Origin of the sequence: Frigoribacterium sp. CFBP 8766 (genome assembly GCF_014841435.1) — a bacterium.
GTDB lineage: Bacteria > Actinomycetota > Actinomycetes > Actinomycetales > Microbacteriaceae > Frigoribacterium.
Window position 1 is genome coordinate 108,332 of record NZ_JACYTX010000006.1, and the last position, 12,584, is coordinate 120,915.

Annotated in this window: 12 protein-coding genes; 6 read left to right on the forward strand and 6 right to left on the reverse strand. The window is 73.5% G+C overall.

Going from position 1 to position 12,584, the window contains the following annotated elements; translation table 11 throughout:
* Nucleotides 1-99: 99 nt before the first annotated feature.
* Complete coding sequence (locus IFT90_RS14770; RefSeq protein WP_123548473.1) at nucleotides 100-1,800, reverse strand: ribonuclease J; 1,701 nt, start codon at nucleotides 1,798-1,800, stop codon at nucleotides 100-102.
* A 440-nt stretch (nucleotides 1,801-2,240) separates the two neighbouring features.
* Nucleotides 2,241-2,750 carry a GNAT family N-acetyltransferase gene (locus IFT90_RS14775; protein WP_192042977.1) on the reverse strand — a complete coding sequence of 170 codons (510 nt, stop codon included), beginning with the start codon at nucleotides 2,748-2,750 and terminating at the stop codon, nucleotides 2,241-2,243.
* A gap of 43 nt (nucleotides 2,751-2,793) precedes the next feature.
* Between IFT90_RS14775 and IFT90_RS14780 the strand changes: the two genes are divergently transcribed.
* From IFT90_RS14780 to IFT90_RS14790, 3 genes are all read left to right on the forward strand, one after another.
* Nucleotides 2,794-3,108: a hypothetical protein gene (locus IFT90_RS14780; protein ID WP_192042978.1), complete on the forward strand. Its 315-nt coding sequence runs from the start codon at nucleotides 2,794-2,796 to the stop codon at nucleotides 3,106-3,108.
* Nucleotides 3,109-3,338: 230 nt separating this feature from the next.
* Nucleotides 3,339-3,872: a PadR family transcriptional regulator gene (locus IFT90_RS14785; RefSeq protein ID WP_228506932.1), complete on the forward strand. Its 534-nt coding sequence runs from the start codon at nucleotides 3,339-3,341 to the stop codon at nucleotides 3,870-3,872.
* A 101-nt stretch (nucleotides 3,873-3,973) separates the two neighbouring features.
* A complete protein-coding gene (locus IFT90_RS14790; RefSeq protein WP_192042979.1) occupies nucleotides 3,974-5,674 on the forward strand; it encodes an AarF/UbiB family protein in 1,701 nt (566 codons plus the stop codon).
* A gap of 21 nt (nucleotides 5,675-5,695) precedes the next feature.
* Here the strand turns inward: IFT90_RS14790 and IFT90_RS14795 are convergent, their stop codons facing one another.
* The 3 genes from IFT90_RS14795 to IFT90_RS14805 are packed head-to-tail and all read right to left on the reverse strand — an operon-like array spanning nucleotide 5,696 to nucleotide 8,440.
* Nucleotides 5,696-6,373, reverse strand: a complete 678-nt coding sequence (locus IFT90_RS14795) for a methionine ABC transporter permease (protein ID WP_233569182.1) — start codon at nucleotides 6,371-6,373, stop codon at nucleotides 5,696-5,698.
* The gene (locus IFT90_RS17675) at nucleotides 6,366-7,403 is read right to left on the reverse strand and encodes an ATP-binding cassette domain-containing protein (RefSeq protein WP_192042980.1); all 1,038 of its coding nucleotides are present in this window, start codon (nucleotides 7,401-7,403) and stop codon (nucleotides 6,366-6,368) included. Before IFT90_RS17675 ends, IFT90_RS14795 begins: the two co-directional genes overlap by 8 nt.
* Entirely contained in the window at nucleotides 7,400-8,440 is a 1,041-nt protein-coding gene (locus IFT90_RS14805; protein ID WP_192042981.1) for a MetQ/NlpA family ABC transporter substrate-binding protein, read from the reverse strand. Before IFT90_RS14805 ends, IFT90_RS17675 begins: the two co-directional genes overlap by 4 nt.
* 194 nt (nucleotides 8,441-8,634) lie before the next feature.
* On the opposite strand from IFT90_RS14805, the gene IFT90_RS14810 reads away from it, so the two are divergent.
* Nucleotides 8,635-9,909, forward strand: coding sequence for an acyl-CoA dehydrogenase (locus IFT90_RS14810; protein ID WP_192042982.1), 1,275 nt, complete (start codon nucleotides 8,635-8,637; stop codon nucleotides 9,907-9,909).
* Nucleotides 9,910-10,010: 101 nt separating this feature from the next.
* Here IFT90_RS14810 and IFT90_RS14815 read toward each other — a convergent pair whose 3' ends face one another.
* A complete protein-coding gene (locus IFT90_RS14815) occupies nucleotides 10,011-11,009 on the reverse strand; it encodes a 3,4-dioxygenase subunit beta (protein WP_192042983.1) in 999 nt (332 codons plus the stop codon).
* A 273-nt stretch (nucleotides 11,010-11,282) separates the two neighbouring features.
* Here IFT90_RS14815 and IFT90_RS14820 point away from each other — a divergent pair, with 273 nt between their 5' ends.
* Together IFT90_RS14820 and IFT90_RS14825 are read left to right on the forward strand one after the other, a co-directional pair.
* Complete coding sequence (locus tag IFT90_RS14820; RefSeq protein WP_123548481.1) at nucleotides 11,283-11,510, forward strand: hypothetical protein; 228 nt, start codon at nucleotides 11,283-11,285, stop codon at nucleotides 11,508-11,510.
* A 20-nt stretch (nucleotides 11,511-11,530) separates the two neighbouring features.
* Nucleotides 11,531-12,583 (forward strand): phosphotransferase, encoded by a 1,053-nt coding sequence (locus IFT90_RS14825; RefSeq protein ID WP_192042984.1) that lies wholly within the window; start codon nucleotides 11,531-11,533, stop codon nucleotides 12,581-12,583.
* The last annotated feature ends 1 nt before the right edge of the window (nucleotide 12,584 follow it).

The window sequence follows — 12,584 nt, forward strand, 5'->3', positions numbered from 1 at the left end:
GGTTCCCTCTCCCGCGTCCACGGATCGACGAGAAATGCTCCCTGCAGGGGTGCAGGGAGCATCTCTCGTCGGTTCACGGCCCGTCAGGGCCGGGGCGGGTCAGTCGGCGTCGATGACGACCGTCGTGATGACGGGCGTGCGACGGTGGCGACGGAAGAACCAGCGGCTCAGGCCGTCCTCGATGGCGCGCTCGGCGGCCTCGCCGTCGACGTGGCCGCGTGCGGTGGCCTGCTCGAGGGCCTTGGCCGCGACGTCCTCGGCCTGGTCCTCCCAGCCGACGGCCTCGACGAAGCCGCGCGGGATGAACTCGACGGGCTCGACCAGCTTCTGCGTCGCGAGGTCGAAGATGCCGAGCACCGTGATGTGGCCCTCCTCGGCGAGCGACAGGCGGTCCTTGAGGGCGTCCTCGGTGGCGACGCCGATCGTGGCTCCGTCGACGAACACGTAGGGCGCGGGGATGCGTCCGGCGATGCTGGCGCGGCCGCGGTCGAGGTCGACGACCACGCCGTCCTCGACGACGAGCACGCGGTCCTCGGCGACGCCGGTGGCGATCGCGAGGTCGGCGTTGGCCGTGAGGTGGCGCCACTCGCCGTGCACGGGGAGGACGTTCTTCGGCTTGACGATGTTGTAGCAGTAGGTCAGCTCGCCGGCGCTGGCGTGGCCCGAGACGTGCACCTTGGCGTTGCCCTTGTGCACGACGGTCGCGCCCCAGCGGATCAGGCTGTTGATGACGCCGTAGATCGCGTTCTCGTTGCCGGGGATGAGCGAGCTCGCGAGGAGGATCGTGTCGCCCTCGCCGACCTTGATGATGTGCTCGCGGTTGGCCATGCGCGACAGCGCCGCCATCGGCTCGCCCTGCGAGCCGGTGCAGATCAGGACGATCTTGTTGTCCTGCATCTTGCTGAGCTGCTTGAGGTCGACGACCAGGCCCTTGGGGATGTTCAGGTAGCCGAGGTCGGAGGCGATGCCCATGTTGCGGACCATCGAGCGGCCGACGAAGGCGACCTTGCGGCCGTGCTTGTGGGCGGTGTCGAGCACCTGCTGGATGCGGTGCACGTGGCTGGCGAAGCTCGACACGACGATGCGCTTCGGCGCCTCGCGGAAGACGCGGTCGATCGCGGCGCCCAGGTCCTTCTCGGCGGTCGTGAAGCCGGGGACCTCGGCGTTGGTCGAGTCGGTCATGAACAGGTCGACGCCCTCGTCGCCCAGGCGGGCGAAGTGGTTGAGGTCGGTGATGCGCTTGTCCATCGGGAACTGGTCCATCTTGAAGTCGCCCGTGTGCAGCACGAGGCCGGCGCTCGTGCGGAGCGCGACGGCGAGGCCGTCGGGGATGGAGTGGTTCACGGCCACGAACTCGAGGTCGAACGGGCCGGCCTGGTGGTGGTCGCCCGCGGCGACCTCGTGGGTGATCGGCGTGATCTTGTGCTCCTGCAGCTTCGCCGTGATGAAGGCGAGCGTGAGCTTCGAGCCGACCAGGGGGATGTCGGGGCGCTCCTTGAGGAGGTAGGGCACGCCTCCGATGTGGTCCTCGTGGCCGTGCGTCAGCACGATGGCCTCGACGTCCTTCAGGCGGTCGCGCAGCGGCGTGAAGTCGGGCAGGATCACGTCGATGCCGGGCTGCGTCTCTTCCGGGAAGAGCACGCCGCAGTCGACGACGACGAGCTTGCCCTTGTGCTCGAAGAGGGTCATGTTGCGCCCGACGTCGCCGAGGCCGCCGAGCGGGGTGACGCGCAGGGCGCCGCGCTTCAGGGGCTGGGGCTTCTTGAGGTCGAGGGAGTGCTTGGTCGCTACGTTCGGCATGCTGGCCGCTTTCTGTGGGGGAGTCGCGCGAGGTGTGCCCGCACGGAGGTGTCGGTGTTCTGCCGGCGTCGACCCGCTCGGCGGGCTGCCCGGCCCGCTGTGGCGGGACCGGCGAAGGAGGCTCAGGTCTCGGTCGGCGACTCGCTGTCGAGCGCCGTCGAGATCGACCACGTGGCGATCCGCCTCGCCGCCCGTGTGGGTTTCGGCGGAGGCGTCCGTTGCGTCCACTGGCGTGGTCGCGTCGACCACAGAGAGCGTGGCCAGACGAACTGTCGGACCGCAGTCTAGGCCACCCGGCTCGACGCCCGCCTCCTGCTCTCCTCGCTCTCCTCATTCAGGAACATCCGTCCTGATCCGCGCACCGGGGGGACTCGCCGTCCTGACCCGTGCACGACTCAGGACCCGCGCCCCGCGACTTCCTGCACGCGGCACGGCCGGGGTCACTCGACGGCGCGCAGGTCCCGGCCGTAGGTCCGCATCGGACGACCGAGCAGCGAGTGCTCGAACGGCTCGCCGACCGCCTCCCAGCCCTCGCTCTCGTAGAGGCGGAGCGCCGCCGTGTTGTCGAGCAGCGCGTGCAGCACGATGCGCGGGTGCCCGAGCTCGGGGAGCTGATCCGTCACGTGACGGATCAGCGCCCGAGCGAGACCTTGCCCCTGCGCAGCCGGTGCGATGGCCAGCAGCCCCCGGACGGCAGCATCCGTCGGGTCGGACGGCAGGCCGCTCCCCGGCGCCGTCGCCAGGACGAACCCGCCGAGCGTGCCGTCGATCTGCTCCGCGACGAACCAGCTGATGCTGCGGTCGAACTTCGGGCGCGCCCGCTCGGCGACGCCCGGGAACGCCTGGCCGTCCCGGGCCGCGCACGCCGCGACCCAGAGCGCGACGCACGCCTCGGCGTCGGCGCTCGTGGCCGGGCGGAGGGAGGGGCTGATCGCACGGGTGTCGTCCACAGGTCGATCATGCCGGGGACGACCTCCTCGTAGGATCGCGTGCATGGGGGGCCAGAGCAGGAACGTCGACGTCGTCCGTGCGGAGATCCTCGGCGCGGTCGACGAGCTGCGGAGAGCGGCGGTCGCCGACGGTGACGACGCGCGCCTCTCGGTCGCCCGCCAGCTCAGCGACCGCTTCGCCGGCCTCGTGACCGCGCAGGAGGTGCGCGTCGCGTCCCGGGACGCGCTCGCCCTGTGGCGAGGCGGCATGGGCTCGTTCCAGGACGTCGGCAACGCCGACACGGAACACGCCGTCGAGCGGCTCCGTCGGGCCCTGCGTCGCGGCCGGTGGTCCCGGCCGACCCGTCCGCGTCGCTGACTGCCGCCTCGAGTCCCCGGGCGACCGCGTCGAGTGGTCAGGTCCTGTCCCTCAGGGCGTCGGCACCGGCCGGAACGGACCACTCGGCGCACGGAGGCGCACGGAGGCGCGCGGACGCGCACGGAGGCGCGCGGACGCGCACGCTCGCCGACCCTGGGCGCCAGCCCCGCTCCCGCCGAGGCCCGAGGTATATCGTTCGGGCATCGCTCGACCCTCGACAGGAGATCATCATGGGCACCTCGCGCACACCCGGCACCTTCGGCATGGACCTCGACGGGATGTGGCAGGCCATGGACCAGCTCCGCTCCACCTTCGACCGTCGTGACGGCGCCCGCGCCCCGCGCGGCGAGGTCCGCGCCGCGATCCTCGCCCTGCTCGGCGAGCGGCCCATGCACGGCTACCAGATCATCCACGAGATCGACGAGCGCAGCGGCGGCGACTGGAAGCCCAGCGCCGGCTCCGTCTACCCGACGCTGCAGCTGCTCGCCGACGAGGGCCTGATCGTCGCCGAGGAGACCGACGGCCGCAAGGTCTGGTCGCTCACCGACTCGGGCCGCGCCGCCGCCGGCGTCGACCCCTCCGACCCGTGGGCCGCCCCGCGCTCCTCCGGCGACCGTCGCACCGCCCTGCCCAAGGCCGGCGTCGAGCTCGCCCGCGCGACCGCCCAGATCGGCCGCACCGGCACCTCCGCCCAGGTCGACGAGGCGGTGGCGGTCCTCGACGAGGCACGCCGGCGCATCTACTCGATCCTCGCTCGAGACTGACGCGGGTGGCGTCGCCCCGTCCCGACGAGGCCAGCTCCGCGGCAGGAGACCGCGGCTCAACGGAGCGAGACCGCGGCTCCGCGGAGCGCGACCGCAGCTCCGTGGCACGTGACCGCGACCCCGCGGTGCGCGACCGCGCCGGCCGCGCCCGGTACCGCCGGATCCTGCGCTTCGCGTCCCGCCACCTCGCGGTGACGTGGTGGTTCGAGCTCGTGCTGCCCCGGTTCGGGCTCCGCTGGGTCGCCGAGCGCACCCGCGCCCGGCGGATGCAGCGCTTCGCCCGCGGCTTCCACGGGCTCGCGCTCGACCTCGGCGGCCTGATGATCAAGGTCGGCCAGTACCTGTCCTCGCGCCTCGACGTGCTCCCGCCCGAGATCACCAAAGAACTCGAGGGGCTGCAGGACGAGGTCACGCCCGTGCCCTTCCCCGAGATCCGGGCGCTCGCCGAGGCCGAGCTGGGCGTGTCGCTCGACCGGGTCTTCGCCTCCGTGTCCCCGGAGCCGATCGCGGCAGCCTCCCTCGGCCAGGCGCACCGCGCCGTCCTCGGCCCGGTCGACTCGGCCGACACCGGTCTCCGCGACGTCGTGCTCAAGGTGCAGCGCCCCGGCATCGACCGCATCGTCGACGTCGACCTGGCCGCGCTCCGCAAGGTCGGCGGCTGGCTGAGCCACGTCCGCCTCGTCTACGACCGCGTCGACGCCCCTGCCCTCGTCGAGGAGTTCGCCCGCACCAGCCTCGAGGAGATCGACTACCTGCACGAGGCCGCCAACTCGGCCCGCTTCGCCGCCGACTTCGCCGACGACGACCGGGTCGGCGTGCCCGACGTCGTCTGGGAGCGGTCCACCCGCCGCGTCCTCGTGCTCGAGGACGTCTCCGCGATCAAGATCACCGACGCCGAGGGCCTCCGCGCCGCGGGCATCGATCCTGCCGAGGTCGCCCCGGTCTTCGCCGCGGTCATGTTCGACCAGCTCTTCGGCAACGGCTTCTTCCACGCCGACCCGCACCCCGGCAACATCTTCGTCACGCCCGTCGAGGCCGCCGAGGGCGAGCGCCCGTGGCGGCTCACCTTCATCGACTTCGGGATGATGGGGGAGGTGCCCACCGGCACCCGGAACGGCCTCCGTCAGCTGCTCATCGCGGCCGCGTCGCGCGACGGCAGCGGCATGGTGAACGCGATGCGCGACCTCGGCGTGCTGCTGCCCACCGCCGACACGGTCGGCCTCGAGCGCGCCGTCACCGCGACCTTCGCCCGCTTCGGCGGCATGGGCTTCGCCGAGCTGCGCGAGGTCGACCCTCGCGAGTACCGCGAGTTCGCCGGGCAGTTCGGCGACCTGATCCGGTCGCTGCCGTTCCAGCTGCCCGAGGACTTCCTGCTCGTCCTGCGGGCGGTGACCCTCACCTCCGGCGTGGCCAGCGCCCTCGACCCGGTCTTCAACCTCTGGGACTCGGTCGAGCCCTACGCGGCCCGGCTCGTGCGCGACGAGCGCGGCAACGCCGTGCAGGACGTCGCCCGGCGAGCGGCCGACGCGGTCGGCTTCGCCGCCCGCCTGCCCGGACGGCTCGACCACCTCGTCGGCCGCCTCGAGGACGGCACGCTCGAGGTCGGCAGCCCCCGCATCGAGCGGCAGCTCGGCCGCATCGAGCGGACGGCCCGGCGCGTGCTGGCCGCCGTCCTGTTCGGCGGCCTGCTGATCGCGGGCGCCGTGCTGCGGGCCGACGGCGACGTGCTCGGCACCGTGCTGATGGTCGCCTCCGCGGTGCCGCTGCTGTACGCCCTGCTCGCCGGGCGCCTCCCCGGCTAGGAGGCGGCGCCTCCTGCAGGGCTAGGCGGTCGCGGTCTCGTGCAGCACCTTGCGGGCGACCACGTTGCCGAGCAGCTGCGCCACCTGCACCAGCACGATGATCAGCACGATCACGGTCACCATGACGAACGTGTCGAAGCGCTGGTAGCCGTACGTGATGGCGAGGTTGCCGAGCCCGCCGCCCCCGACGAGGCCGGCGACCGCGGTCGCGTCGACCAGGGCGACGAAGATGTAGGTCAGGCCGAGCACGAGCGGGCCGAGCGCCTCCGGCACGACGATCGTGACGAGCACCCGCAGGGGCGACGCTCCCATGGCGGCGCCCGCCTCCACCGATCCGCGGTCGACCGCGACGAGGTTCGTCTCGGCGATGCGCGCGATCGAGAACGTCGCGACGATGGTCAGCGCGAAGATGGCGGCGCCCGTGCCGATGCTCGTGCCGATCACGACGCGGGTCAGCGGCGAGATCGCGACGATCAGGATGATGAACGGGATCGGCCGGATCACGTTGATGACCGCGTTCAGGGTCGTGAAGACCGCCGCGTTCTGCAGCAGGTTGCCGCGTCGGGTCGAGTAGAGCACCAGCCCCAGCACGACGCCGAGCACGGTCGCCAGGACGAACGACACCGTCACCATCTGCAGGGTCTGGAGCAGGGCGGTCCAGATCTTGGGCCACAGCACGGCCGGCTCGATGTCACGCACCGGCGACCACCTCCGTCACGCTCGTGGTGCGGCGCAGGTCGACCACGGCCGCGTCGATCGCCGCGTCGTCGCCGAGCAGCTCGACCGTGAGGTCGCCGAACAGCCGGGACTGCAGCTCGCTGACGCCGCCGTAGACGACGTTGAAGTCGACGCCGTGGGTGCGCGCGACGCGGGAGAGGAACGGGTCGTTCGACTCGCGGTCCTCGACGTGGAGGCGCACGATGCGTCCCGTGTGCACCCTGCGGATGCGCTCGAGGACGCCGGGCGTCGCCTCGTGGTGCAGCACGGACGACACGAACCGCCGCGACGTGGGGTGCTGCGGGTCGGCGAACAGGTCGTAGACCGAGCCGGTCTCGACGACCTCGCCGCCCTGCATCACGGCGACGCTGTCGGCGAGCTCGCGGATGACGTCCATCTCGTGGGTGACGAGCAAGATCGACAGGCCGTACTCGTCGTTGACGCGGCGCAGCAGGTCGAGCACCTCGCCGGTGGTCTGCGGGTCGAGGGCGCTCGTCGCCTCGTCCGAGATGAGCACGTCGGGGCGGTTCGCCAGCGCGCGGGCGATGCCGACGCGCTGCTTCTGGCCGCCCGACAGCTTCGCCGGGTACTCGAGCGCCTTCTCGCTGAGCCCGACGAAGTCGAGCAGCTCCTCGACCCGGTCGACCGTCTCGTCGCGCGACAGCCCCGAGAGGCGCAGGGGGTAGGCGACGTTGCCGTAGACGGTGCGCGACGAGAGCAGGTTGAACTGCTGGAAGATCATCCCGATCCGGCGTCGGGCCGCGTAGAGCTCCTTCCCGCGGAGCGCCGAGACCTCGCGGCCGTCGACGACGACCCGGCCGCTCGTCGGCCGTTCGAGGGCGTTCACGGTGCGCAGCAGCGTCGACTTGCCGGCTCCGGAGTAGCCGACGATGCCGAAGACCTCGCCGCGCGCCACCTCCAGGCCGACGTCGCGGAGGGCGTCGAACCGGCGCCCCTGCACCGTGTACGACTTCGAGACGTGCTCGAACGAGACGACCGGGTCCGCGGTCACGAGGTCAGCTCGCGGGCGGCGGTCTCGAGGTCGGCGAGGGTGCTGCGCAGGTCGGCCGCCGAGACGTCGACGAGCACCGTGTTCCCGAACGACTCCTTCTTCAGGGCGGCTGCGACGCGCGGGTCGGCGTAGGCGTCGGCCAGCCTCGTCCAGGCCTCGTCGTCGGCGTCGTCGGCCCTGGTCACGACCGCGTTGACGTAGGGCCGCGACTCGTCGCTGAGCGAGTCGTCGAGGTAGAGCGCGTCCTCGGCGTCGATCTGCTGCGACGGGTCGAAGTAGGAGGTGCCGACCACGACCGCGTCGAGGCTCGGGTCGTCGAACTGGGTGGGGATCGTCGTCGCGCCGATCGGGACGAACTCGAGGCCGAGGTCGTTCGACACGACGTCGTCGACCGTCGGGTAGACGCCGACGTCGGGGCCGAGCTCGATCAGCCCGGCGGCCTGCAGGATGAACAGCGCCCGGGCGCCGTTCGACGCGTCGTCGGGGATCGCGATCCGCGCGCCCCGGCCGAGGTCGTCGAGGTCGTCGATCGTCGCGGAGAAGACGCCCCACTGCGTGATGGTGGTCGAGAAGACCGGCGTCAGGTCGGTGGCGTTGGCGACGTTGTACGCGCTGAGGAACGCCGTGTGCTGGAACGCGTTCGCGTCGACCTCGCCGGCCACGAGGGCCGAGTTCGGCAGGGTCCAGTCGTCGAAGTTGACCCAGGTGACGTCGAGGCCGTCCTCGGCCGCGACGGTCTTGACGGCGTCCTGCAGGTCGCTCTCGCCGCTTCCGGCGATCTTCACGCTGATCCGGTCGCCGCCGCCTCCTGCGCCTCCGCCGGTCGCCGCCTGGGCGCCGTCGCCGGCTCCCGCGGTGGCCGATCCGGCCCAGAAGCCGCCGCCGACGAGGGCCGCGGCGACGACGACGCCGAGCCCGGTGAGCAAGCCGCGGCGACGCTTGCGGCGCGAGTCGTCGAGGGAGGCACGGAGCCCGGCGGGAGCACCGGCGGGCGGGTCGGCGGCGGGCGTGGGCTGCGGTGCGTCGTGATCGGACACGGGGACTCCTCGGGGTGGTGGGCGGTGTGCTGTGGACGGCGGGCCGGTCGCTGGGGCCGGTGCCGGGGTGATGGCTGCCGACCCTGTCACGGCGGCGGAGCCCGCCGCGAGGACTCTTGCGACATGTGTCGTGACGTGTCGTCATGTGTCGTCGGCCCTGTCGCAGGAGGCGCGGGCATGACACAAAGGAGCGCATGACCGACAGCACGAGCGACCCCACGGCAGGCCCCGGCACCCCCCACCTCGACGACCGCATCGAGGCGGTCTTCGGCCCCCTGGTCGACGAGATCGCGGCGGGCGCGGTCGCCCGGGAACGCGACCGCCGCCTCCCCGTCGCCGAGGTCGACCTGCTGCGCCGGGCCGGCTTCGGCGCGCTGCGGGTGCCGGTCGAGCACGGCGGCTGGGGGGCGTCCCTCGAGCAGGAGTTCCGCCTCCTCGTGCGCCTCGGCGAGGCCGACTCGAACCTGCCGCAGCTGCTGCGCGGGCACGTCGCGTTCGTCGAGACGCAGCGGGCGCAGCCGGACGGGCCGCTGCGCACCGAGTGGCTCGGGCGGCTGGCGGCCGGCGACGTGCTCGTCGGCAACGCGCAGGCCGAGCGCGGCGACGCGACCGCCGTGACGACGCGGCTGACCGAGGTCGACGGCCGCCTCCGCCTCGACGGGCGCAAGTTCTACAGCACCGGCACGCTCTACGCCGACTGGATCTGGGTCGGGGCGCTCCGCGGCGACGAGCCCGTGGCGCTGGCCGTGCGCGCCGACGCGCCGGGCGTCACGCGCCTCGACGACTGGGGCGGCTTCGGCCAGCGCCTCACCGGCAGCGGCACGACGATCTTCGACGACGTCACGGTCGACCCGGCCCAGGTGCTGCCCTGGAGCGACAACGCCGAGCGTCGCCCGCTCGCCTACACGCAGGCGCTGTACCAGCTCGTGCTGCTCGCGGCCGAGACGGGGATCGCCCGGGCGGTGCTGCGCGACGCCGTCGACTTCGTGCGGCCCCGCACCCGCACGTTCGGCGTCGCGGGGGTGTCGCTGCCGCGCGAGGACCCGCTCGTGCAGGGCGTCGTCGGGCGGCTGTCGAGCATCGCGTCGGCGGTCGAGGCGGTGACGCTGTCCGCGGTGCGGGCGCTGGAGGCGGTCGACGCGCGCGCCTCGAACGACGACTACCAGGAGGCGCTGGCCACGGTCTTCGAGGCCCAGCAGGTCGTGCTGCCGCTCGTCCTCGAGGCCGCGACCGCCCTGTTCGAGGTGGGCGGCGCGTCCGCGGTGGACGCCGACCGGGCCCTCGACCGGCACTGGCGGAACGCCCGCACCATCGCGTCGCACAACCCCGCGATCCACCGCGAGCGGGCGCTGGGCGACCGCCGCCTCAACGGCACGCCGTTCCGCACGGGGCCGCAGGCGGCTGCCGCTGCGCCTGCGACGCCTGCCGCGCCCGCCGCCGCCCACCCGGACCTCGTCCGCACCCCGTAGACCCGCGCGCACCCTCCGGCGCGCGCGAGGGTCTGCGCGGGTTCGCAGGGTGCGGACGCACGCCCGGCTAGCGGGTCCGCAGGGTGCGGACGCACGCCCGGCTAGCGGGACCCGGGAGGCGTGCCGCCGCCTCCTGCGCTCCCGCCCCCGCCGCCCGACGGCGCCGCGCCCGCGGTGGGCGTCGTGCGGGTGTCGACCCGCACGGTGAGCGACACGACGTACCCGGCCGAGGCGTCGCCCGTCACCGTCGCGAGCTGCAGCGCCCCGCCGTCGTCGCCGAACACGCCGTCGCCGTCGAGACTCACCTGGTCGAGGTTCGTGGTCGAGCCCGAGTAGGCGGGCAGTGCGTAGACCGTGCGGCAGACGTCCTCGGGCAGGGCGAGCTGCGACGTCGCGATCGCCGAGGTCGACTCCGTGATCGAGCCGACGTCCGGGTGGACCTCGAAGTGGACGTGCGGCCAGCGGCCCGAGTAGCAGGCGGGCACGATCGAGGTGTAGGCGACGGTGCCGTTCGAGTCGGCGACCTGGACGCCGCGCAGGTAGGTCTCGTCCTCGATGCCGTCCGAGTACATCGAGTAGCCGCCCGCGGCGTCGCAGTGCCACACGTAGACGGCGACGCCGGCGAACGGGACGTCGCCGGAGGCCGTGTCGAGCACCGTCAGCCGCAGGCTCATCGCGACGCCGTCGGCGGTGGCGCCCCCGCCGATGCTCGACCGGATGTCGCTGCGGACGATGCCCGACCTCTCGAGCACGTCCACGCCGTTCGACCCGTCGCCGGGGTAGGGGCCGGCCGTCTCGTCCGGGATCTCCCCGGCCCCCGTGGCCGCGCCTCCTGCGTCTGACGTCGCCGTGCCGGTCGGAGTGCTCCCCGCACCCGACCCCGACGACCCGCCGGAGGCGCCCGTCGCGCTGGTGCACGCCGCCAGCGCCAGCGAACCGGCGCCGAGCCCGATCAGGCCGAGCACGGAGCGGCGGCTCAGCAGCGTGCGGACGTCGAACGCCACGCCCTGGTCGACGACCTCCTCGTCGGCTTGGTCGAGCAGGCGGCCCTCCCAGGCGGGGCCGTCGGGGGTGGACTCGGGCTCGGGGATGCGGCTCATGCGACCACCTTCGCGTCGTCGTCGATGAGCGCCCCCTGCGGCTCCGATGAGCCAGCCATGAGCGTCGACAGTGGCGCCGCCGGTGCGGGCGACCCGCCGAACCGACGCGAACTGCTCGGCACGCAGACGCGACGAGCGCTTCCCGCCGGTTCACCAGGTCCCTCGTCGTCAGGGCGGCGGCCGAGGAGGCGGTGGTCCCGGCATCCAGGACCCGCCCTCGACGACGGCCGAGGTCGTCGGTAGCGTGGGCGGACGCCGTCGAGGGGACACCGCATGAACACCGCCACAGTCGTCATCGCCCTGATCGTGCTCGCGATCGTCGCCGCCACCGTCGCGATCGTGCTCCGCGACCGGCGGGACCGCGCGCTGGCCGCCAGGCTCGACGAGTCCGACCCAGGGGCAGGCGTGCGGGCCCAGGCCGATGCTGAGCGGCAACAGGCCGGCCCGAGGGGCGAGGCCGGCGGCTCGTCGTGGTCGGCCGCCGGCGGGAACTCGGCCTGAGCCGGGGCACGGCCGGCCCCGTGGACAAGGACCCGCACCCGCACCCGCACCTGCACCCACACGACGACGGCCACGAGGCTGCTGCCGTCATGGAGTCGGACTCCTCTCCCGAGCCCGATCCGGACGAGGGAGCGCTGGTCTCCTTGGCCGCCCTGGCGGTCGAGAAGCTCGTCTCTCGCGCTCGCGGCACCCGCCAGGGCGCCCTCCTGCCCGGCGTCGACGCCCACGTCGTCCGGATCTGGGGAGACGGCGTGGACGTCGTCGTGCGCACGCCGCACGGCCCCGCCGGGTCGGCGCCCGACACCTACCCGGCCGAGCGATGGGCCGCCGAGCACGCCGCACGCCACGGAGTGCCGACGCCTCGGGTGCTCGCCTGCGAACCCGAGTTCGGGGAGGCGCCCCTCATGATCGTCGAGCACGTCACCTCGATCGCCTCCGACCGCGACCCGTGGCACGACCTCGGCCGCCTCGCCGCGGCGCTCGCCGAGGTGCCGCTCGACCCCGCGACGGCGGGCGCGCCCGGGGACGACGACGCTCGCGTGCCCGATGCGCTCCTCACGCGCTTCGGCCGCGACCTGCCGGAGGCCTGGCGCCGCCACCTGCGGTACGGCCTCGACTCCCTGGTGCCCGGCGACCGCCTCCTCGACCTCGGCGTCTACGACGAGCAGCAGCGCGGCCCACTGCGAGCGGCCCTCGAGCAGCTCGCGGTCGAGAGCGCGGGGTGGCGGCACGGACTCGTGCACGGCGACCTCGCGCCGCGCAACCTCGTGCCCCGGGGGGCCGACGACCCCGTACTCATCGACTGGGGGACGGCCCGGACGGGCCCCGTGCCGTGGCTCGAGCTCGACCGCGTGCACCGCTGGAGCGCCCTCGACGGCCTCGTCACGGTCGACGAGCTGCGGCGCTTCGCGGACGGCGTCGGGGTCGACCTCGACGACGCCCTGCCGACCCTGCGACGACTCGCCCTGCTGCACCACCTCGACCTGGTCCGCTGGGCCCTCGAGCGCCGGCCTGACCGGCTCGTCCGCGAGGTCGAGGAGGCGCGGCGAGCGATCGCCCGCTGCCTGCGCTGAC

Coding starts and splice junctions, on each gene's coding strand:
- IFT90_RS14780 (WP_192042978.1), top strand. CDS start 2,794: ATGGGGGGCCAGAGCAGGAACGTCGACGTCGTCCGTGCGGAGATCCTC.
- IFT90_RS14815 (WP_192042983.1), bottom strand. CDS start 11,009: ATGAGCCGCATCCCCGAGCCCGAGTCCACCCCCGACGGCCCCGCCTGG.
- IFT90_RS14820 (WP_123548481.1), top strand. CDS start 11,283: ATGAACACCGCCACAGTCGTCATCGCCCTGATCGTGCTCGCGATCGTC.
- IFT90_RS14770 (WP_123548473.1), bottom strand. CDS start 1,800: ATGCCGAACGTAGCGACCAAGCACTCCCTCGACCTCAAGAAGCCCCAG.
- IFT90_RS14810 (WP_192042982.1), top strand. CDS start 8,635: ATGACCGACAGCACGAGCGACCCCACGGCAGGCCCCGGCACCCCCCAC.
- IFT90_RS14785 (WP_228506932.1), top strand. CDS start 3,339: ATGGGCACCTCGCGCACACCCGGCACCTTCGGCATGGACCTCGACGGG.